We start from the raw sequence: 20,538 nt of genomic DNA, 5'->3' as shown, positions 1-20,538 counted from the left end.
CCATTCAATATTCCTGAGGCCGAGCAGGAAATAATAGCTGGGTATGAAACAGAGTTTTCTGGACCCCTCCTAGCGCTCGCAATACTGCTTCACGATATGGATACGGTTGTGTCAGCCTTAGCGATCGTCTACCTTGTCCTCGGCGGTCCCGCACCGTTTTCACACGCAAGCATTGAAGGCGTATTGCTCGTAATTCTAAAGTATTTCTTAGTGATTACTGTGGCAACCTATGTTAAAAACGTGTTCGGAAGATACAGGATAGATCAAGCACTAGTACTTCTCCTAAAATACGGGTTAATGCCTGCAGTAATAGCAGGTGTTCTAGGCTCAATCTACCTTTATCTTTAACTAGCTTAACTTCTCTAATAATGAGCTCCAGAACTTTTTGTCCGTTAATTCACCAATCACTATTGCTTTCACACGCCCATTCCCATCTAATACCAAGATCTGCGGTACTGCATAGGCGTACTGCTCTGGAAGCCCGGCCTCATACTCTGCTGTGGCGATCTCCACAAACAATGTAAGGTTTAAGTTCTCACCAGTGGAAACCCAGACCACGAAGTACTTGTCCTGAAATTCCTTGGTAAGGAAATCGTTCATTGCTCCACAGTGAGGACAAGTCTTAGAGCCAAACATTAACAATCTCATATTAGCTAATTCGTAAGTATTGGTAACATTTTCTACAACCTGCTGAACCCTTGTAGCATTTCTAATAACTTTAACACAATCACCCCCGACGTAAACACCGATAGAGCCCTCGCTGAGCTCACACCATTTAAACTCAACACTATTCTCAGCCGCCCTGGACAGAGCAAGGTACGCCCCTATAGCTATGACGGCAAATACGACGGTAACTAAGATAGGAATGACATAACTATTGTTTCTTTTAGGCCGAGCTTTACCAACGCTCTTCTTCTTTGACACTTGCTCCACCGTCAGCCCAACTTAGATTTATTATTTATAATCACGCGTTTTAATATTTGGTTGACTGAGTAGATATGTTCGAGCAGGATTTACCGTCACTAATAGCATGGATCGTTACATCTGCGTTAATAGATTCTATTGACCCTTGTTTCTACGCGCTTTACCTAAGCATCATAGCCTCAACCACGCTGTCAAATGTTAGAAACATGTTGAAAACCGCAGGGGCGTTTCTCTCAAGCGTTTACCTCGGATACTTATTATTCGGGTTCCTTGTGAAGAGCCTTGCCTCCCAAGTGTTGATTGAAAGATGGCATACTGGAATACTGCTACTATTATACGGCTCCGTGTTAATCAGCTACACTTACCTCCCGCCTAGAAAAGGCGGGAATAAAGAATTGTGCAGGGAGGACAATCTTGAGTGCAAAATCATTAACGCGTTAGGACTTGCACGCAGTTTCACAATCCCCTATATCGTGCTCCTAGGATTGTTATCCTCCTTAACCATACTTCCATGTAGCGCTGGGCTCTACATTGTCTATGTAGTGATAACTACGAAGTACGACATGTTAGTCTGGCTTCCTCTCACAATGCTATATGTCTTCGTATTTATCTCGCCACTCATACTTATGACGGCAGGGCTGGTTGGGCTTGCGAAAATAGGAAATGTTTTCTCCATCATGATACGTCATGAGAGGTTGTTTAAGATTATGGGTGGCGTTCTCGCCTTAGGAGCAGGAACCTATCTCATACTGACTTCTTGAGAAAGATTAGCTAATGTATATAGGGCGGTTCACCCCGTGTTTCTCGAAAGCCTCCATTAATGTTTTCAGGATATTTTCCATCCTCACTCCCCCAGGGATGCCGGCAACTCTTGAATGCCCTCCTCCTCCGTATTGGGATGCTATTTGGGATACATCTACGTAATCGCTCCTCAGGCTTACTCCTTTCGGATATCTCACAACATATGCGTGAGCGTGAAAGCCTTGTCCCGCAACTACTTCGATTAACTCTCCTGGGTGAACCCTTGGGTCTACGTCAGGAAATACGAGGAGCCTTACACCGTTTTTCTCAACAATCTCCATCCTGCCTATTGCCTCACGTATTAGATTTTCATACACGTTTTTCACTTCATTAACGTAGTAGTCGATTAGCCATCTCGGCTCTAAATCACCTTGTAAAAGAGACTCTAAAACCCTGTATCTTATGTCCCAGCCATCCCACTTTAGAACCCTCCTGTAAACCCTTGTGATCTCAAACTTGTTTTCAAAGAAGTCGTCATCGTAAGCAAGGCTTATCAGCTTTCGGTAGTATTCGTTACCGCCGACCCCGAAATGGTTGGCAACGATGTCTGAAGCAACCATTGAAGGTTCGTGCATGAAGAAGACTACGTCTGGATACTGGTTGAACAAGCTTACCATATCCTGGGACCATTGATGGTGGTCAAACCAGTAGAGTTTTGCCCTCAGCCTCCTAGCTTTCTCTAAAGCCATGTTTAGCTGGTTTTTCATAGAGCTTGCAGGGTTTAAATCAGCTATCCATATCTCATTCAACCCTAAACTCAGCAACTCCTCGATGTAGCGTGTAACACTGTTCACTGATGATAATACTTTTTTCTCAGGATTCAACACTCTGGATAAAATTACTGCCGAGGCTAAGCCATCGATGTCCCAATGGGTTATAACTCCTCTTCTCCGCACTGTTCTCAACAATTAGCACCCTACTGCTAAATAAACTATTAAACAATTAGTTATTGCGCAATTTGTTTATATAAACATTTGGCTTTAACAACTATGAAGGGCTCGCTGGTAAAAACGGTTTCACCTCTGCCTCAACAATCTTACTAGTGATTATCATATTATTCTTCAACAAGCCGATAAATATTGGTTGTTTCCCAACACGTGTAAGCCTCATCTTGACGTTGAAGCTAGTCACTCCTCTCGGCTTAACCAGGATTTCTCTATCCATGCAATATTCTTCAGCGCATGGAAGAGCTATCAATTCCAGCTTTAGCTGTTTTTCAAGATTGTTCTCCACCTCAACCACCGCTTCGAACTCGATGTTCTCGTAAACCTGTGAAGGTATGATTACCTGCCTAATATTTATCTGGGAAAATCTTGACCCAATAATCCTGCCTGCTTCGTTTATCCAGGTTTCTATCACTTTTGGCATCCAGAACTCGGCCCACCAGTAATCGCTGTCGAGAGCATGCCATATGGCCCATCTAGCTTCTCCACTGTATTCGTCTTTACCCCCTACCGCGGACTCGTAGGCTTTGATCTGTAAATAAGCCTCTTTAGCCTTCACCCAGTACTTTTCTTGATCGGGATGCTGGCCTCTCCACTTTCGGTATGTGCAAAGCCAGGTGGTGGGAGGGATTTTAGTTAAAATCCTACGAACCGGAACATTCTCCACGGCCTCCCTTAAGCTAACCATTTTCAGCACGCCTGAATCATACAGGGATTCTAAATACAGCAGGAGCTTGTCGAAGAAGTAAGCTGTAAGCGGTGGATTCTTCGCGAAAACCATCCAGTTTTCCCCGTCAAGCGCGAGAGTGAGAATCTTGGGCTTCTCACTCACCACTTTCCTCGCTATGACAAATGATGTCTCATATGCATTCCTCCAAGCATGTACTTCGTTTTCAAAATTGTTTTTGAAGCCAAGAATATCGCTTAGCTCATGATCCCGGAAGAAAACTGTTATATGCTTGCCAGTTGATGAATTCAGTAAAAGGTATGGCTCGTACTTTGAGTTCTTCTCGCCCTCTGCAGGGTAGAAGTGGCAGCGATCGTCTAAAACCGTGTATTCAATTCTGTTTTCATAGTAGACATCAACCAAATCCATTGAGAAAGACATTTCAGGAGTCCAAGCCCCAAGGGGCTCATACCCGTCTAAAACCTTCCTAGTAATCTCTAGGCCGTACTTAAGTTCCTCTGCGACTATGTCCTGCGCGTTGAAAACGCCTGAGATAAATCCAGCAATAGTGTGTGCGTAAATGCTTGTTAAGACATCGATTTGTCCACTCTTAACGGATTGCTTATAACGTTTTAACGTTTCCTGTATCAACTTAATTCTCTCATCACTCTTCTCGATCTTCTCGCCAGAGTGGAACAGGATGCCTTCCTCAATAGCCATCTGCCACTGCTGTAGAAGGCTGGGGCTTAGATTATATGTCGCCTTGTAATCCTTATGTTTCTGAAACATTTCAACATGGTAGTGGTAAGGTCCTTTTCCATACGGCTTCAACTGCTCCCCGTACACATAGATGAAAGCCCATGGAGAGTGAAACACCCTGTTTGGCAGATAGTTTGGAGCCTGGTGATGATGCCATACGAAACCAAGAAGAGGGATCCTGTCGAAACCCTCTGTCACAATGTATCTTACAGTGTCGAAAGGAGCGTCATTAAGCCTCAGTTCCAGGCCGTACTCTCCCGGTTTCTCATCCGCAGTGAATGGAATAATCTCGATTTTCGCTTGCGACTCGGGAACTGTCAGAACTCCTTCATGTACTTTAACGTTTCCATTGAAAATTGCGTAGTGAACGTTTTTCGACCCCCCAACCGCCTTTACTAGCAAATGTATTTTTCCTTCCTCTCCGGGTCTAAATACGGGCTTATTAAGCACAATATATCCTTCTAAACCATCCAGTAATTTAGGTAGCACCAGTGAACTCATTGGGAAAACCTTCGCTTAGATTTAATCATACTCTACTCTCTAGGTGTGTTAAAAATGTTAGGAGAAGTAGATTTTTAGGGCTTTGCCGGCTGATTTCTCCCATGAAAACTCCTGAGATCTTTTAACACAGTTACGCCTTATTCTTTCCTGATTAGCAGGGTTTTTCATTATCTCGAGAAGCATGACGACGGCTTCAGCAAGTTCGAACCTGTTTCCAGGCCTTATTAAGAACCCCACCCCTTCTTCAGGGTTTTCTCTAAGATCCACTACTATGTCTTTCAATCCACCCGTGAAAGAGGCAACCACCGGTGTACCAGCTGCCACTGATTCAACAGCGACGAGTCCGAAAGGCTCATACCGGCTGGGGACAAGGTAAGCATCAGCAGCGAAGTAAAGCGACATATAATCCTCTGGGGACATCTTTCCTATTATTATCCGTAAGTTCTCATTAAAAGCCCAGTGATACTCGCCTAGTTTTCTAATCAGTGGCTCGCTTCCCTCAACCGGAATGTACGCGAGGACTATTCTAACCCGCGGGTTTTCAACGATAATACGTTCCAGCGATCCAAGCAAGGTGTCCAATCCCTTCTGCCCTGCCAGCCTCCCCGAGAGGAACACGAGCTGGCCATCCTTGTCGAAAGCTTTAGGCTTATCTAACTCGTAGTGTTCCAGTAGGGATTTAAGAGATTCTTTAACATGAGGCTCCGTGATCACGCCTTTAAACCCGGCCATATCTTCGGTTAATATCTTTCTCCGAACTCTTTTCCGCTCCTCCGGGTCTAGAGGATTCTTAACATCGTAATGTTTCGCTACTGTGTCGAAGACTTCTTTCGATGTCCATACAAGCGCATTCGGGATATAATCTATCCTGCCTGCAGTCTCCCATCCCAGATTCTTCTCAACGTCCTTCACATAACCATTGCTAACGGTTACGTAATGGTCTACTGTAAGATAGGCTAGCTTTTCAACCCAACCTCCTGCTCTATTAAAGTAGTATTCAAAGGGTTTAACGCCTTCAACACCGGTTATAGGAGCATGCATTCTAACACCAATAACACTTGTGAAGAAGTCTAAATCTATTTTCATCTTTGAGAGTAGGTGGAGCTGATAGACAAGTTTAAGGCTCAATCCCTTCTCAACCTTTAACATGTTTGATAAGAGAAGGGCAGGGTAGCTATGCCAGTCATTCCCGTGAATGACAATAGGTACTTTGTCAAAGCCTGTTTCAACAACATGTCTCAAGTAACTACTTACTACAAGGCCGAAAACAGCTGATTTCTCCAGCAACCGGCCCCCTGAGTAGACATTCTCATCCTTGAAAACACCGCCCTCGATTACAAAATGCTCCGGGTTAACCCTGTATCTTAAGATTCTATAATTCTCTCCACGAATGTTAACGGAATAGAGCTCCTCCACGTTTTCAATGAGCTTCACACCATGGCTTGGTGTGTAAACTATTGCTTCATAGCCTTTCTCGCGCAACGCCCTCGCTAACCTAGGTGGAACCTCGCCTAAGCCTCCAACCTTCCTAACCATGTATGATTCGAAACTGAGTAGCCAAATAGGCTTCATTCCCACCAGCCTACGCCTTGATCCGCCATTCAACATTTAATGAAAACTCATCATCTTTCTTCAGCTCAACAAGCTCGCTAAACATCAATGCTAATCCTTGAGGAATCTCCATGACTCCTTTCTCCGTCCTAGCATACATGTTTAACGGGGCTACCCATAAATCGGTATCCCTAGACGCATTGAGGGAAAACACCGGGTACGGTGTTGTCTTAACCTGTACACTCTTACCTCTGCCTATGAAAAACGAAGACAGCTCCCTCTCCTCCCCGTTCACCACGTACTTAGCCCTCTCTTCCGTCTTAGTATTCAGTTTAGGCGATGTATGATACTCAATACCAACTCTCGCCTTCACGGTTTCAGGACCCTTGTTCACTACCTTGTAAATGGTAACATGACCTTCTTCAGTAATCTTAACCCGTTTCTCAACTAAAACCCTGGAGATAAGGTTTCCGAAGACGTAGAACCCTCCCTGCGCCCTTAAAATTATTTCAAAAGGCTCTGGGTTAACCGAGACATAATGTTTTGAAAGGGCTAGATCGCTGAGATCTTTGAAAGGTGAATTATTAATCCATTCGAACAATCCCGTATCGTGACTCCAGAGGTGTAACCGCCAGCTAACCCTCCTATACCAGTCTGGGCGGAACCATTGAATGTTCAGGTATGGTTCATGATACCTTGACATAGTGTTTTGAAGATTATGTTCCAAACCGCTTATTTTAACATCATACTCGAACAATGTGCCTCCATCATCAGGTTTAATGTAAAGGTTCTGGACAGGGGTTTCAACCAATAACTCGTCTTTCCCATCGAAGTCGAAGTCGTACAGCTTGTAAACGACTTCATTGCTTCCAAAGTAGTTGGATTTTTCCTCTGCATACTTCTCCACCTTGATCAGGTTTTCATATATTGCCTGCCTTAGATGCGTAAGATATATCCCGCCGAACAACCCGTGCCAAAATGCGTCATTGCATTGCGCGAGATAGTATTTCATCATTAAATCCCTTGGCAATTCTGCTTTAACAAGTTTGCTTCTCACATACAGTATTTTCTTATGCATGTTGTTGCTCTCCCTGTACTTTACCAGGAAGTTGCGGAAGAATCCCCCGCTCCACTCTAGCATTTTATCATAGCTTCCTGTGTTAAGGTATATCAGCCCCTTTACCCCGTAGAGATCCAGGTACTCTGACGGCTGAATCATTCTAACCTTATCACTATTGTATCTGAGGGCTTCGAGAAAGCTCTTCAGCCAAGACCTGCTCCAGCTAGGGTCCATCCACTCCCCGAACTTCTCGGCATCACTTCCCCATAATAGGACTCGGACCTCATCTCCAGACCTACTCCACATGTAATTAATTATCTTATCCGGGTGCTCCCAGGGAAGGATATACCTCAGCCCTGCATCGATAAAGAACACCTTTAACTTATTGCCTCCTTCCTCCGTCATCCATGCATAGTTTGAGAACCCTGGGTCCAAGCCTGTCTTAGCAAGGGTGGAGTCATCTATCAGCACGTATTCGATATTGTTTTCAGCCGTAACGAACGGGATACTTGGCTCCCAAACCCTTTCAGGAAGCCACAACCCCTTAGGCCTGAACCCGGCGATCTTCTCGAATTCTTCGAGGTAGATTCTAATCTGTCTTACTCTGTCATCAATAGGGAGGAGTGGTATGATTGCTTCACCAATGCTTCCAGCCATGAACTCTATCGTTCCATAGTCATGAAGCTTTAACAAATCATGGAGATAATCAGGATATCTCTCCTTCATGTAAATTAGGAGTGGGCCGCTAACGTGAACTGTGAACTTAAAACTACTATACTCCTTGAAAACGTCGAGCAATAGTTTGTAACTATTCTCCATTATCCTTTCATTCACATATTCAAACTGCCCTGTTGGCTGGTGGTAGTGAAGCGCGAATATGAAGTTCACGGGAGCCATGTTTTCAGCCCTCTAGGTAGGATTGAATTTCCTTTTTAACAAGTTCTACAAGTTTCAAAGGCTCATCAACTTCACGCGACAATACCTGTATCTTCCTCGATAATTCCTCTAAAAGCAGGACCTGGCTAATCCATGCGGATATATGCCCGCTTCTTAAGTGGTAGACAACGCTTTCCAAAGGCACGCTTCCGAGTTTAAAGTACAGTTCCTTTAATGATCTAACATAAACTCCTGTGTAAGTACCATCGGGCATTGTAAAGTAGAACGCCTTCTCTAATGGGAGGGTTAAATTAGAAACGACTTTGACAGGTTTCTCCCTTATTCTATCATATATCAACTTAGACAATACTCCCAAAGCCTCCGTGAATAATCCATACGCTATGCTAGCGTTCTTGAAGGGGGAGAAGTAGGCGTGAACCTCCTCTATAGTTCCAAACTTAGTAGCCATGTAGTAGAAATGATCGCTTATGGTTAACATCTTCCACAGCCTTGTTAAACCTGGATCCTCCAATGCTTTCACGTATGGGTAGAGACTGGCTAAAGCCCTGACCGCTTCTTGTTGCATTATGTTCCCAATCCATGCGCTCAAATCTCTCTCATCAGCCCAACTAATCGTCGACCACGGGGGAACGTCGAAAACATCTCGTGGAGGATACTTCTCAGCCACTTCCCGGGGTGTAGAGAACTCCAAATGGCCGTACTTCAAGACCTCGCCAGGAAGCCATCTGAGAAACTCGTGAATGCCGGACTCCGGCCAGTGATGCTCGCCAAATGTTTCATAATCCATGGCTAAAAACACTACATCGCCAGGGGTTGCTGCCAGCCATGAAGCGTACTTATCTGCGGTCAAGGGATATTGGTCCCATTTCCTATCGCTGAACCTGAACCCGACGTCATCGCTCAACCTATAGTTTCTTGTTAAAACTCTCGCGTCACAGCCCCATGCTTTGTACACGTAGTTAGGGCTTCTCCACCCTAGAATGTGGTCGACTCCTTCTGTCACGATGACCTTGTACCCCATGTTGTAAAAGAAGCAGGCTAAATCGTTATTGAAAGTGAACTCCGTATTCTCTATGGAAACTGGCTCGTAATTGAAAGTATTCTTTAACACTTCCCTGTGCTGAAGCACCTGCTCCTTTAATTCTTCAAAACCATGGTTAGGGAGGAATGCCGCTATACTGTGATAATACGCCTGCTCTACTAGCTCGACCATCCCGGTTGCTACTGCTTCTTGGAGAACCTGAATTATCCCCGGCGCCCATTTAGACGCCTGCTCAAGGAAAACGCCGCTAATGCTGAATGACACCTTGAAAGGTTTGGAGGAGTCCTTATACCTCTTAAGATTCTCCACTATTATCTTGGTCGCTGGAATATAGCATCTTTCAGCAGCCCTTTCCATGACGTACTTGTTAAGGGAGTTATCAAACACGGCTTCTTGAATATCATCGTATTCTAGACTGCCTTTCAAAGCCTTCTCCATCAGCTTCTCATGCATTCTCCTGTCAAGCCTGTAGGGCTGGTGAACCTCGAAGAGGAAAACTATGCTCGTCAAACCCATCGCCACGTTTAGGTATTATCAACTGGAATAAATATATTCAACCCTCATACTATCTGGCTACTTTAAGAAAACAAGCAATGGGTCGAATAACCCTATTATTGGAATGGAGACCCATTCACTCCTATACATTGATTCATAGTACGCCTCGTATAGGGATCGCTCAACAATCCATGGGTAAATCAAAGACAATTGCTTCCTAGGACTCATTTCCTTATACCTTCTAGCTAACTCGGAGCCTACTATACTGGCTAAATAAGAGTTGACCATCGCAATCATGTTTCTAAGTCTCCACTCAAGCGTTGGATCATGATTCAACATAATATCGCTCGCCTGGTCTATTGATACTGCATAAGCGTTCATAACAGCCGCGTGTGAAAGATAATGATAACTCCTCACCATAGTCGCTAGGTCTCTCAGAAGCGGCTCTTTCGCAACCCTCTCCTCAGGGCTTCTCCCCGGCTCCCCCTCGAAATCCGTTATGATGAAGTCGTTAGTGGATGGGATATAAATCATTTGAGCCAGGTGGAGATCCTGGTGAATCCTTCCCTTGTCAAGGCCCTCGTAAGCCCTCAAATATGATGAAGCCTCCTCAACAACGCTTAAACCCTTGTTATCAATTAACCCCCTCCACTTCTCCATCCATTCAGGGCTGACAGACTCCCCTGCCGCGGCTATTTCATCAAGCCTTGTTAAAATCGTGTTGAGATATCTGTGCATCCTTTTTATCCAGTTCTCGATATCGTCTAAACCTATTTCCTCTAAACCGTAAAACCGGTCAGAGTGCCCGATGTTTAATGCTTTATGCATATTACCTATGATCGTGCCTAGCTTAGCTGACAAACCCACGGTCGCGAGTAATCTTGCAGACTTTCTCAAATACTCTATTAGGTGTGTGTAGAAAGGATAACCGCCGTCCCCAACGCCCTCAACGTATTTCATCAATATTCCTGCAACCTGCTCTTCATGCTTTATGAGTAAATAGACCTTAGGTATGTTTTCAAATTTTTTAAGTGCCAGAGCTTTTATCATTAAAGCTTCCAGATTAGTCTCCGGTAACAGCCTATAGCTCTTTAGAACGTATTTTTCCCCAGCATCATCAACCAACAGGGAAACAGCATTTGTTGACTCAAGAGTAACAGGTTTAGCGCTTACAATCTTACGGGGCGGCTCCGAAATAACCTCTATTTCAATCCCCGGTAGCTTAGAAATTAGGGAGTAATATTCAGGGTGATACTCCGCCTCCACAAAGCATTCTTTTTCAACACATAGAGTGCGTTCCCGTAAAGCATTAACCTCCCCGGTGGTTTTCATTAATGGGAGTTGAAAGTTTTGATTATCAGCTTTAAACTTGAGAAACACTAAGCCGTCCAGCTCCTGAAATGAAACAATAGTTATTTGTCTCCTAGTGTTTTTCCAAGGCCACCATCTGGCCTTAGGGAGATAATTGTTCTCTAATATTTCTTTCAGCCTGTTAAGCCCGTGCTCCAAGCCCTCTTACCTAGTAGTTAATGAACTCGTAATGGATAATATAAATTCTAAATATTTTTTCAAATCCTCGATCGAGTTTATCTCGCCCTTACTGATTTTCTCAGCCAATAATTCATCCCCTATTGAGCTCCTCACCCATTCAGGCAGGTAGTTTCTCAGATGGTGTTCCAATACTTCTCGAGGCGCTAACTGATAAGTTATGACTGCGTAGAGTTGCTCGTAGTTGTTAAAGGAAAGAGGTATGGGCTGACCGGTTGAAACATCTGTGATCACGTAATTAGGAATATTTTTAGAAGTAGATATCTCCATAACTTTCTTTATTGAAACACCCAGCCTCGTCAAGACGTATTTACCCTCTTTCGTTTTCTCAACGAATCCTTCATTAATCAATTGTTGAACGTATTTCTTGACGGTTGAAGTAGAAACGCCTAATAACTGGCTAGCCTTGTCAATATCGATCGCGTTGTTTTCATCAGCTATTGTTATCAACCTGTAAGCTGTTTTATACGTCATACTTTTCATCTCGTATAAATATATCCTATCATTAACCTATAAAAATATGTATTTAGAAGCCCATTTACGCTAATCCTGGGTTAACAGTATTTTCTCCTTGTCCACGGTTTTAACCGCTATTAACAGTATGAGTGAGGATAATAAGGCTAAAGCTAAGAGGTTTATAATAGATAAATCCGGTCTCCCATAAATGTAATTTTGAACACTCAATATGCTTTGAGTGTAAGGTATAATCTGCAACATGTTCAACACGTTTGCCTCGAGCTTAGGGAAGTCTATGAAAAATCCGAGGAAGAAGAATACTATTGCCACGCTTGTTATCAAGCCGGCTACATTACCAGCACTCCTTATTCCACGAGTCCTCGTTATGAAGGGAGTTGCTATCGCCACAGTAACCAGGATAGTGAAGAAAGACGTTACAGAGTGGAGGAGGAGTAGCCCCGGGTCAAGAAGTATGAACAATTGGCCACCGTATGCGAGAACAAGGCTACCCACATAGGCTAGCAGTGCCGTTATATCCGCCAGTGATGCCAGAAGCCCTAGAATAGTTGCGACTATTATTTTAGCCGCAAGTATTTCGCCTAGCGATGCCGGCGATGCTAGGAGAAGCTCTAAAGTTTTCCTCTGCCTTTCACCTATTATCCCATCGATAACGAAGGCGGAGGCTGGGGTGACGACGAAGGCGAAGGCGATAACGAGTAAGCGGGCAATATAAGTCCTCAGCTCGGCTTCAACCCCCACTCTCTCCCCTTCAGGGGATAACAGTATAGTTGGGCCGGTTGACACAGGGTCCCTGAAGGCTTCTGGTTTGAACACTCCTGGGTCCAACCCGGCCTTCTCATACAGTCTCGCTATCTTAATGAGGGATAAGTTTACGGAGATAGCGTTCAAAATGCCTCTCGCAACCCCCTCTGCATTGAGGGCAGGCTGAACATTTGCCCTTCTCAGTATCTCAACTTGCCCGACAGAGTCAACACTAGTAGCGTTCCTGGAAAAACCGCTGGGAATGATGATGATTAGGTCAATACTGTTGTTTTCAAGAGCTTCGCTTCTGCTCGGTAAATTGACAACGCTGTAACCCCTAGAAGTGAGAGCTAAGGTGAGATTACCCACGACCCAGTCCGAGGACATTGCCACGTTCAGCTCTGGATTCACGTAGTAGGAATTATCCTCATCTATCAAGGCAATATTAACAGGTTGCTGAGATATCAACAATAGAGTGAAAACCCCTATTGAGGGGAGTGATATAAGGGGTAGTAGTACTGTGGTTAAAAGCGCCTTTCTATCTCTAAACAAGTCTTTAATTTCTTTTTCAAGGAGAACCTTAAGCCTTGAATAACCCTTCAAGACTCAACACCTCTAACGAGAAGAGTGAATACCTCTTCAAGATTTGCAACGCCGTACTTCTCGATCAGCTCGCGCGGGCGTCCCTCCTCAATAATCTTCCCTTTAAATATGAGGCCGATCCTGTCGCACAAGTACTCTATCTCAAGCATGTTGTGGCTGCTCACAATGGCTGCGGCACCTGTTGATTTAACATAATTCCTAATGGTTTTCCTAACGGAAACGCCGGCGTGGACGTCAAGCCCGCTTGTAGGCTCATCCAGGATGGCAAGCCTTGGCTTAGTCATCAACACTGCTCCTAGCAAGAGTCTTCTCTTCATGCCGTGACTGTACTCTGAAGTCTTCTTCAACAAACGGTTCCCAAGGCCCGTGATTCTTGCCCCGAACTCTAAGTCCTCGCTACTGGCCCCATATAATCCTCCATAGATTTTTAAATGCTCCATTCCAGTTAAGAGCGGGTAGGTATTTGCCTCTTCAGGAAGGTAACCAATCATTCTCCTATTGTTCTTGAGACTTTCGTGAACATTAACACCGCGGATCAGAACCTCTCCCCCATCTGGTTTTATTAGCCCCGCAATAATTCGGAGAGACGTTGTCTTGCCAGCCCCGTTCGGACCTATCAAGCCGTAAATCTCGCCTTCCATGACGTGGAAAGAGAGATTATCCACTGCTAAGATTTTCTTGCCGTATGTTTTTCTAATGTTTCTAACCTCTAACAGTAGGTTAGGCAATAAACACCCCTCTCAAAACCCTGCTGAAAACACATACTTCAATCATTGATCAATAAAAAACTATTTTAAAACCTACCCAGCCTAATTAATAGTGGGGTTTTGAGTGCTTTCCAGCGGTTTGAAAGAAAAGGTTTTCTCTTTCCTCCAGAAGTATGGAGACAAGGGTTTCATAGTTTTAAAGACGGCTTTATCCATCGCTAAAGACCCTAATATTGACCACAAGCTGGGGGATTTCAGCTTCAAACACTTAGTATTAAAGCTTAACTCAATGGGCTTCTCGTACAACCCTGTCAACTTGATAAGGATTCTTGAGAAAGAATTCGGCCTTATAGAGAAGACTTATTCATCAAGCAACCAGACTTGGTGGCGGTTTAAGGATATTGATGCTGTCGAGGAAGCGGTTTACTCCGAGAATGATGTGGAAAAAGTTGAAGACCCGAAAATTAGACTGATCGCCGTGAAATACCGCTCGCTGGAGCCGGCTGAAATATATGCTTTTCTGCAGAAAACCCTAATTAAGCCTTCTTTAACCCCAGCCGATAAGGCCAAGTTTAGGTCGATGGTTTTCAACGAAATAGATCAGCTTGTAAAACTAGTTGACGAAATGTATAATTACGAAGAGTTTTTCGAATACGAGATTAGCTTCATCAAGGAAATCTTCAAGTTAGCTGAGAAGCTGTCCAGGAGGATTGAAAACGAGCATTTAAGAGGATTTAGAGGCAGGCAAACAATCTCGCAGGAGGATATTTTAAGGGATGATCATAGAGGACATAGCTAGTGAAATCGTTCTACCCAATATAAGGGGAATTCTAGCACACGAGTTGAGAAACCGTGGGTTGAGCCAGCATAGGATCGCAAAGATTCTAAACATTACTCAGCCGCTTGTCCACAAGCTCCTCAGCAAGCCGGTTGAACACTATGTTGAAAATTTAAAGAAGTACTCTATAGATGAGGAAATTGTTCTCCACCAATGCAGGATTCTTGCGGATTTAGCAGTAAGCGAAAACTTTGCAAGATTCGTGATAACCTCCCACGGGTTTACAAGTTACTTATCAGCAATTATTGCTTGTAAGGAATTCGCGGAGCTACGAGAAGAATGCGTTAAGGGATTGCTTAAAGACCCGTATATTGAAGTGTATAAGACCGCGCTCTCCAGAATCATGTCTAAGCCGGGTTTGGCCAGGATTCTTCCAGAGGTTGGCAGTAATCTCGTTTACGCGCCAGAACCTCCAACCTCGGAGGCAGACATAATAGGGCTAACGGGAAGGATTGTCAAAACTTTAACTGGAATAGTGGTTACCGGCGAACCTTTTTACGGAGGTAGCCGGCACTTAGCGAAATTACTCCTCCTCATCGTGAGACATAATCCTATGAAGAAAGTAGGCTTTAACTTCAAATACGACTATTCCTTAGTGACTAGGCTGAAGCATCATACCTATCACGTAGTGTACACAGGGCCCCATACCGACTTGAGTGGTTTCTGGAAAACCATGGAGGATGTTGCAGGGAGAAAGCCAGACGTAATTGTTGATAAAGGAGGTACAGGGCTTGAACCTGTTACTTATGTTTTCACTAAAGATTTTTACGAACTAGAATCCATTCTTGAAATACTGCTCTAGTGAGGGAAATGAGCATCAGCGCTTGCATAATAGGCGGGGGCAGCATCGGAAGCATTATAGCTTACTACCTGTATAAGGGAGGTCTATCCAGGATTCCAATTTACTACAGATCCGAGGAGAGCTACCGTAAAATACTGGAAACACGGGCTATCAACATAATCATGCCTTCATCAGGTGAGGTATATGCTGTCCCAGTAGAGCCCAGGCTATCTAATGTCCCGTGGGACAAGTGTGATTTCATATTCAACACTGTGAAAGCATATGATGTAGAATCAACCATAGAATTGATGAAAAGGCTTTCCCATAGGGACTCCGTTATAGTTATGCTTCAAAACGGTTTCGGGAGTTATGAGCTAGTTGCTGAGAGATTACAGGAGGCTAAGGTCGCAGTAGGCGTAGCCTATATTGGAGCAGAAAGATTGAACCCCTACACAATACGATACAATGGTGGTAAAACGGTTGTCGCGGGCTGTCCCGGCAAACCAAGCCATGAATTATCCCCGGTCTCCACAGTTCTCATTAGGGGAGGGATGGATTTCAGGATCACATCCAATATTGAATATTACCGGTGGCTGAAGCTTGCCTTAAACTGTGTCGTCAACCCGTTGACAGCGCTAACTAGGCAGAGGAATAAGATTGTTTTAAGCAAGAATGCAGAAGAATTGGTCGACAGAATCCTAGAGGAGTTTATACAAGTAGCGCACAAGCATGGATTCAGGTTTGATAAATCCTATCTGAAAGGCTACGTGTTTAGGAATGTTGAGCTGACGAGAGAGAATCTGTCAAGCATGCTCCAGGATGTGTTGAGAGGGGGTAAGACCGAGATAGATTACATCAATGGTTTCATTGCAAAAGAGCTGGATTATCCGGGATTGAACTATTTTATTACTCGCTTGATTCATTTATTAGAAGGGGCTGGAGATGAAGTTAAAAGTTAATGTTAAAACAATTGTGAAAATGAAAGGCCGTGAAAAAATCGCCATGATAACAGCGTATGACTATGTCTCGGCGAAGCTTGTTGACTCAGCGGGTGTGGACATAATACTGGTAGGGGACAGCGTTGGAATGGTTGCTCACGGATTCACCTCTACATTACCCGTAGACATGGCCATGATGCTTCTCCATCTATCAAGCGTGACAAGGGCCCAGCCCCGTGCACTAGTAGTTGGGGATATGCCCTTCCTAAGCTACGAGGCCAGTATTGAAGAAGCTGTTCGAAACGCGGGTTTAATGATGAAAACAGGCGCCGACGCAGTGAAACTAGAGGGCGGTTTAGAATACGAGGAAACGGTTAAAGCGCTTGTAAAGGCTGGAATACCTGTCATGGGCCACATCGGGTTAAACCCTCAGAGAGCCTTGCTCATAGGAGGTTATAAGAAAAGAGGGGTTAGCGAGAAGGAGAGGGAGAAAATCCTGGAAGACGCTAAAGCCCTTGAAAGAGCAGGAGCCTTCTCAATAGTTATTGAGTACACCTCGGCTGACGTGGCTAAAGAAGTAACCGAGCAGGTCAGCATCCCCACTATTTGCATAGGAAGCGGGCCATGGTGTGATGGGCAAGTATTGGTCTTCCACGACCTCCTCGGGCTGAGCGAGAACCCGCCGCCGTTTTCCAAGCAGTACGCAAATCTAAAGGAAATTATCACTAACGCGGTAAGGTCCTATGTTGAGGAAGTGAAAACCGGGAGGTTTCCCGAGGAAAGACACTATTTTATAGAGAAAAAAGATTGATTGTTTCACGTCAGCAAGACTTCACAGCTGTTTTAAAACTCTATCCATGAGACTTTCACGTTCTTTCCCTTATTTTCAACCTTCCTATTCTTAAACCTAGAACCACTATGTCCCTGTTAAACACATACACGGCTATCGACATTACGCTCAGTGTTGAAACCACTGCGACTAAGAGTGAAACAGCCAGAGTCGTAGTATCCCCCATCATGGTTGAAACCACTGCAACAATGGGCAAGGGGGCAATAGTAACTCCTGCGATCACGCCAGTGACAACGTTTATTGGTAAACCGATAAAGAGCAGTGCGTATCCAACACCTATGAAGACAAACAATATTGGAGTGGTAAGCGCACCTGCTATCCTCTCATCTGAGACTATGGAGCCAAGGGTTACACCTATTGCTCCTGAATATACCAACCCTAGAACTATTGACACGATGGATATCGATATGGATTCGAACCCGAACGTTTGATACAGGAAATCAGCTAGGTTTATAGATGTTTCCGAAGGAGCCGGCGCCGAAGGCGTGGCAGCGCTTGAGAGCATAAACAGTATTCCTGCAAAATAAGCGATCCCCATAAGTAGTGAAGCCACTATGGAGCCAATAATCTTTGCGAAAACAACGTTTCTGCGAGGAATAGGTTGCGCTAGGAGCATTTCAAAAGCCTTCTCAACTTTTTCAGTAGCGGTAAACTGTGAAGCATACATTGCGTTGACGCCAATGATTATTGCCACTATCACTGGTATGATGCCTAGGATGGATGAGAATGCCGTGTATTCCTCCATTCTCATGGTTTTCCCATATAGTTCAACCGTTGAGTTAACCACTATGGGTTTTTCTATTAATGAAGGGTCTATATTGTTTTCAACCGCTATTGTGAATGCCACGGATTTCCTAATGAGCTCGCTAATCGTCATGGCAATCCCTGTTTTAGCACTGCTCACCACTGGTGAAACAGTGTTGATTTTTGTGTATGATTCTAAAACTAGTGTTTCATTCAAATTCATCGCTCTAGATGTGAAATCTGGTGGTATGACCACCACGATCTCGTACATGCTTAGCCCTGAGTCTACACTTCCAACCAGCTTTAATCGACCGCCACTTGTTTCATTCGCTATAGAAAGCACCTTATTCACGAACTCTGAGTTATCCTCAACAACAACACCCACTTGCACGTTAAGTGTTTCCTCAACGACTGTTTGAACCCCTGTTGAAATCAATCTACCCAGGGCGCCATAGAATACGAATAATAACACAATACTCATTATGAACGCTGGGTTTTTAACGAACGCTTTAACCTCCCTTATTATCAAAGGCGTCAAGCTCATGCTGCTTCACCCTTTATCTTCAGAAATACTTCTTCGAGATTCACGGAGTTTGTCCTCGCTTTCAACTCCTCAACCGGACCCTCCCTTAAGAGAGTGCCTCTGTAAAGTATTCCAACCTTTCTACACAAATATTCTACTTCAAGCATGTTGTGGCTACTCAATAATACTGTGATTCCGAATTCCTTGTTATACCTCTTGATCATTTTTCTTACATAAATGCTTCTCTCCACGTCCAGCCCGCTGGTAGGCTCATCAAGAATCAACAACTTCGGATGCGATGCTAAAACCGTGCTCAATGCTAAAATTCTCTTCATACCTTTGCTATAACCCCTAATCGGTCTCTTCAAGTCGTTACCTAAATCAGCTATTTCAATCGCTTCGCTCACAGCCTCCTCCAATCTTCTGCCAGAAAACCTCACCGAGAGCATGAACCTGATGAAATCCAAGCCTGACAGATCCCTGTAAGCCCCAGCTTCCTCGGGGAGATAGTTCATGAGCCTCCGGGCTTCTAAAGGGTTTTTAACCACGTCAATCCCGTACACGTATACCTCTCCCCTGGTAGGCTTTAAAAGCGTCGCAATTATTCTCAAAGTAGTTGTCTTACCGCTTCCATTCGGCCCTATTAGCCCATATATCTCTCCTTCTTCAACAGTAAAAGTCAGAGAGTTAACACCGATGTTTCCGCCCCTGTAGATTTTTGTCAGATTTCTTGTAAGGATCGCGTACTCCGGCATATACACACCAATGTTTAAAACTAATTCAACAATCAATTTAATAATTTCCTTCTAGCTTCTAGAAATACCTCTTAACCTTTCCCATCCAGCATGTTAAAAAGGCATAAAGGAGGACGCTTCGAAAAACGCGTTGGGAAAGGTGAGGATGAAGCCTCTGCTAGGATTAAAATCGTGATTTGACTAAGGAAACCCGGCCTTCTCCCAATAAGCCAGGTAACCATGCACAGCTCTAAGATAAGAAAGTGCTCCAGGCATCTAAGTCGCGGAGAATTCGGTGACTCAGGTGGTTTTCTATTATTCTAACAAATCCGTGCTTGAATAGTATTTTTACCTTGCCAAATGATTATCTATTTGGGTGGCAACATGGGTTTCAACTTAAAATTAATATACCTTGTACTCGATGGCATGGGCGACAGGCTGTCAGATCCTGTTACGACGCTTGAATCTGCTGAAAAACCCGGTTTAGACTTCATAGCCTCCAATTCTAAGTGCGGGTTGATGTATACGGTGGGGAAAGGGGTTGCACCGGAGAGTGACGAAGCCGTTATCTCGCTATTAGGGTACGATCCTCACGAAGTATACACTGGTAGAGGCCCTCTGGAAGCATTAGGAGCGGGAATACCGATTAAGGAAGGGTATGAGGTAGCCTTCAGGGCTAATTTTGCAACGGTAGATTCTTCTTCGCTAAGAATTATTGATAGAAGAGTTGGTAGGAGCTTGAAAACTGAAGAGGCCCGTAAGCTTGCCGAGGCTCTTGATAAGATGGAGCTGGAAAAGTATGATGGATATGTTAGAGTGATTGCAACGATTGGTCACAGGGCAGTGGTTGTGATTGGCAGTAGGACCCGCAGGCTATCGCCTATGGTGGATAACAATGATCCAGCCTACAAGAGAGTGGGGTTGGTCAGCATCGCGAACCAGTCTTTCAATCCATTCCTTAAGGAGATAGAGCCATTGGAGAATTCGGAGGAAGCAAGGGCTACCGCTGAACTCGCTAACTTGTTCATGAAGAAATCCATAGAAATCCTTGACACTCATCCTGTGAACAAGGAGAGGGTTAAACGAGGGCTTCCTCCAGCTAACGCGTTACTGTTGAGGGATGCAGGGGGCTCGTTCCCGAGAGCAACACCTTTAGGTGAAAAATACGGGAGGAGGTTCACGGTGCTCGCAGAAATGCCTGTCGAAATAGGTATTGGTCGTGCATTTGGTGCGGAAACAATCGTTATGGATCCCCCAACCGGTAGGCCAGAGATTGATTACAAGATTAGGCTTGAGAAGACGTTTGAGGCTCTTGAAAAATCCGACATAGTCTACGTGCATTTGAAAGGCCCGGACGAGCCGGGTCACGACGGCGATGCCGCGCTGAAACGAAAGAGGATTGAGGAGATAGAT

The 20,538-nt window shown here is 44.5% G+C and carries 19 protein-coding genes; 7 read left to right on the top strand and 12 right to left on the bottom strand.

Going from position 1 to position 20,538, the window contains the following annotated elements; translation table 11 throughout:
* Positions 1-348, top strand: a 348-nt coding sequence (locus AC3OH0_RS05515) for an NADH-quinone oxidoreductase subunit H (RefSeq protein WP_498345065.1), incomplete at its 5' end; no start/stop codon positions are given.
* Here AC3OH0_RS05515 and AC3OH0_RS05510 read toward each other — a convergent pair.
* Positions 349-924: a TlpA family protein disulfide reductase gene (locus tag AC3OH0_RS05510; protein ID WP_498345064.1), complete on the bottom strand. Its 576-nt coding sequence runs from the start codon at positions 922-924 to the stop codon at positions 349-351. It abuts the gene before it with no gap.
* 74 nt (positions 925-998) lie between these two features.
* Between AC3OH0_RS05510 and AC3OH0_RS05505 the strand changes: the two genes are divergently transcribed.
* The gene (locus AC3OH0_RS05505) at positions 999-1,685 is read left to right on the top strand and encodes a hypothetical protein (protein WP_498345063.1); all 687 of its coding nucleotides are present in this window, start codon (positions 999-1,001) and stop codon (positions 1,683-1,685) included.
* Between the two features lie 6 nt (positions 1,686-1,691).
* On the opposite strand, the gene AC3OH0_RS05500 is transcribed toward AC3OH0_RS05505, so the two are convergent.
* The 9 genes from AC3OH0_RS05500 to AC3OH0_RS05460 all read right to left on the bottom strand — a co-directional run bounded on the left by AC3OH0_RS05500 (position 1,692) and on the right by AC3OH0_RS05460 (position 13,738).
* A complete protein-coding gene (locus AC3OH0_RS05500; protein WP_498345066.1) occupies positions 1,692-2,621 on the bottom strand; it encodes a DHH family phosphoesterase in 930 nt (309 codons plus the stop codon).
* A 91-nt stretch (positions 2,622-2,712) separates the two neighbouring features.
* Positions 2,713-4,596 carry a glycoside hydrolase family 57 protein gene (locus tag AC3OH0_RS05495; protein WP_498345062.1) on the bottom strand — a complete coding sequence of 628 codons (1,884 nt, stop codon included), beginning with the start codon at positions 4,594-4,596 and terminating at the stop codon, positions 2,713-2,715.
* Between the two features lie 57 nt (positions 4,597-4,653).
* Positions 4,654-6,168, bottom strand: a complete 1,515-nt coding sequence (locus AC3OH0_RS05490; RefSeq protein WP_498345061.1) for a glycosyltransferase — start codon at positions 6,166-6,168, stop codon at positions 4,654-4,656.
* Positions 6,169-6,178: 10 nt separating this feature from the next.
* Positions 6,179-8,104, bottom strand: coding sequence for an alpha-amylase/4-alpha-glucanotransferase domain-containing protein (locus AC3OH0_RS05485; RefSeq protein WP_193435712.1), 1,926 nt, complete (start codon positions 8,102-8,104; stop codon positions 6,179-6,181).
* Between the two features lie 4 nt (positions 8,105-8,108).
* The gene (locus tag AC3OH0_RS05480; protein ID WP_498345060.1) at positions 8,109-9,662 is read right to left on the bottom strand and encodes a glycoside hydrolase family 57 protein; all 1,554 of its coding nucleotides are present in this window, start codon (positions 9,660-9,662) and stop codon (positions 8,109-8,111) included.
* Positions 9,663-9,719: 57 nt separating this feature from the next.
* Entirely contained in the window at positions 9,720-11,150 is a 1,431-nt protein-coding gene (locus AC3OH0_RS05475; protein WP_193435710.1) for an alpha-amylase, read from the bottom strand.
* 6 nt (positions 11,151-11,156) lie between these two features.
* Complete coding sequence (locus AC3OH0_RS05470) at positions 11,157-11,663, bottom strand: MarR family transcriptional regulator (protein WP_193435709.1); 507 nt, start codon at positions 11,661-11,663, stop codon at positions 11,157-11,159.
* Between the two features lie 69 nt (positions 11,664-11,732).
* Positions 11,733-13,010, bottom strand: a complete 1,278-nt coding sequence (locus AC3OH0_RS05465) for an ABC transporter permease (RefSeq protein WP_498345059.1) — start codon at positions 13,008-13,010, stop codon at positions 11,733-11,735.
* The gene (locus tag AC3OH0_RS05460) at positions 13,007-13,738 is read right to left on the bottom strand and encodes an ABC transporter ATP-binding protein (protein ID WP_498345058.1); all 732 of its coding nucleotides are present in this window, start codon (positions 13,736-13,738) and stop codon (positions 13,007-13,009) included. Before AC3OH0_RS05460 ends, AC3OH0_RS05465 begins: the two co-directional genes overlap by 4 nt.
* Positions 13,739-13,841: 103 nt before the next feature.
* Between AC3OH0_RS05460 and AC3OH0_RS05455 the strand changes: the two genes are divergently transcribed.
* The 4 genes from AC3OH0_RS05455 to panB are packed head-to-tail and all read left to right on the top strand — an operon-like array spanning position 13,842 to position 17,085.
* Positions 13,842-14,516, top strand: coding sequence for a hypothetical protein (locus AC3OH0_RS05455; protein WP_498345057.1), 675 nt, complete (start codon positions 13,842-13,844; stop codon positions 14,514-14,516).
* Positions 14,494-15,357, top strand: a complete 864-nt coding sequence (locus tag AC3OH0_RS05450) for a thiamine-phosphate synthase family protein (RefSeq protein ID WP_498345056.1) — start codon at positions 14,494-14,496, stop codon at positions 15,355-15,357. Before AC3OH0_RS05455 ends, AC3OH0_RS05450 begins: the two co-directional genes overlap by 23 nt.
* 8 nt (positions 15,358-15,365) lie before the next feature.
* Positions 15,366-16,295, top strand: a complete 930-nt coding sequence (locus tag AC3OH0_RS05445) for a ketopantoate reductase family protein (RefSeq protein ID WP_498345055.1) — start codon at positions 15,366-15,368, stop codon at positions 16,293-16,295.
* Positions 16,279-17,085: a 3-methyl-2-oxobutanoate hydroxymethyltransferase gene (panB, locus tag AC3OH0_RS05440; RefSeq protein ID WP_498345054.1), complete on the top strand. Its 807-nt coding sequence runs from the start codon at positions 16,279-16,281 to the stop codon at positions 17,083-17,085. The genes AC3OH0_RS05445 and panB overlap by 17 nt, the downstream gene beginning before the upstream one ends.
* Before the next feature lie 55 nt (positions 17,086-17,140).
* On the opposite strand, the gene AC3OH0_RS05435 is transcribed toward panB, so the two are convergent.
* The gene (locus AC3OH0_RS05435) at positions 17,141-18,412 is read right to left on the bottom strand and encodes an ABC transporter permease (protein WP_193435702.1); all 1,272 of its coding nucleotides are present in this window, start codon (positions 18,410-18,412) and stop codon (positions 17,141-17,143) included.
* Positions 18,409-19,146 (bottom strand): ABC transporter ATP-binding protein, encoded by a 738-nt coding sequence (locus AC3OH0_RS05430; RefSeq protein WP_193435701.1) that lies wholly within the window; start codon positions 19,144-19,146, stop codon positions 18,409-18,411. Before AC3OH0_RS05430 ends, AC3OH0_RS05435 begins: the two co-directional genes overlap by 4 nt.
* A gap of 363 nt (positions 19,147-19,509) precedes the next feature.
* Here AC3OH0_RS05430 and AC3OH0_RS05425 point away from each other — a divergent pair.
* On the top strand, positions 19,510-20,538 hold a 1,029-nt coding region (locus AC3OH0_RS05425), incomplete at its 3' end, for a BPG-independent phosphoglycerate mutase family protein (protein WP_498345053.1).

It is taken from the genome of Thermosphaera sp., from assembly GCF_059755995.1.
The sequence above is the reverse complement of the archived record's forward strand: the minus strand, read 5'-3'. Positions and strand labels throughout refer to the sequence as shown.

What these genes read in the sequence shown, in the direction of transcription:
- panB (WP_498345054.1), top strand. Translation starts at nt 16,279, where the DNA reads ATGAAGTTAAAAGTTAATGTTAAAACAATTGTGAAAATGAAAGGCCGT.
- AC3OH0_RS05445 (WP_498345055.1), top strand. Translation starts at nt 15,366, where the DNA reads ATGAGCATCAGCGCTTGCATAATAGGCGGGGGCAGCATCGGAAGCATT.
- AC3OH0_RS05485 (WP_193435712.1), bottom strand. Translation starts at nt 8,104, where the DNA reads ATGGCTCCCGTGAACTTCATATTCGCGCTTCACTACCACCAGCCAACA.
- AC3OH0_RS05450 (WP_498345056.1), top strand. Translation starts at nt 14,494, where the DNA reads ATGATCATAGAGGACATAGCTAGTGAAATCGTTCTACCCAATATAAGG.
- AC3OH0_RS05495 (WP_498345062.1), bottom strand. Translation starts at nt 4,596, where the DNA reads ATGAGTTCACTGGTGCTACCTAAATTACTGGATGGTTTAGAAGGATAT.
- AC3OH0_RS05435 (WP_193435702.1), bottom strand. Translation starts at nt 18,412, where the DNA reads ATGAGCTTGACGCCTTTGATAATAAGGGAGGTTAAAGCGTTCGTTAAA.
- AC3OH0_RS05430 (WP_193435701.1), bottom strand. Translation starts at nt 19,146, where the DNA reads ATGCCGGAGTACGCGATCCTTACAAGAAATCTGACAAAAATCTACAGG.
- AC3OH0_RS05470 (WP_193435709.1), bottom strand. Translation starts at nt 11,663, where the DNA reads ATGACGTATAAAACAGCTTACAGGTTGATAACAATAGCTGATGAAAAC.
- AC3OH0_RS05480 (WP_498345060.1), bottom strand. Translation starts at nt 9,662, where the DNA reads ATGGGTTTGACGAGCATAGTTTTCCTCTTCGAGGTTCACCAGCCCTAC.
- AC3OH0_RS05505 (WP_498345063.1), top strand. Translation starts at nt 999, where the DNA reads ATGTTCGAGCAGGATTTACCGTCACTAATAGCATGGATCGTTACATCT.
- AC3OH0_RS05490 (WP_498345061.1), bottom strand. Translation starts at nt 6,168, where the DNA reads ATGAAGCCTATTTGGCTACTCAGTTTCGAATCATACATGGTTAGGAAG.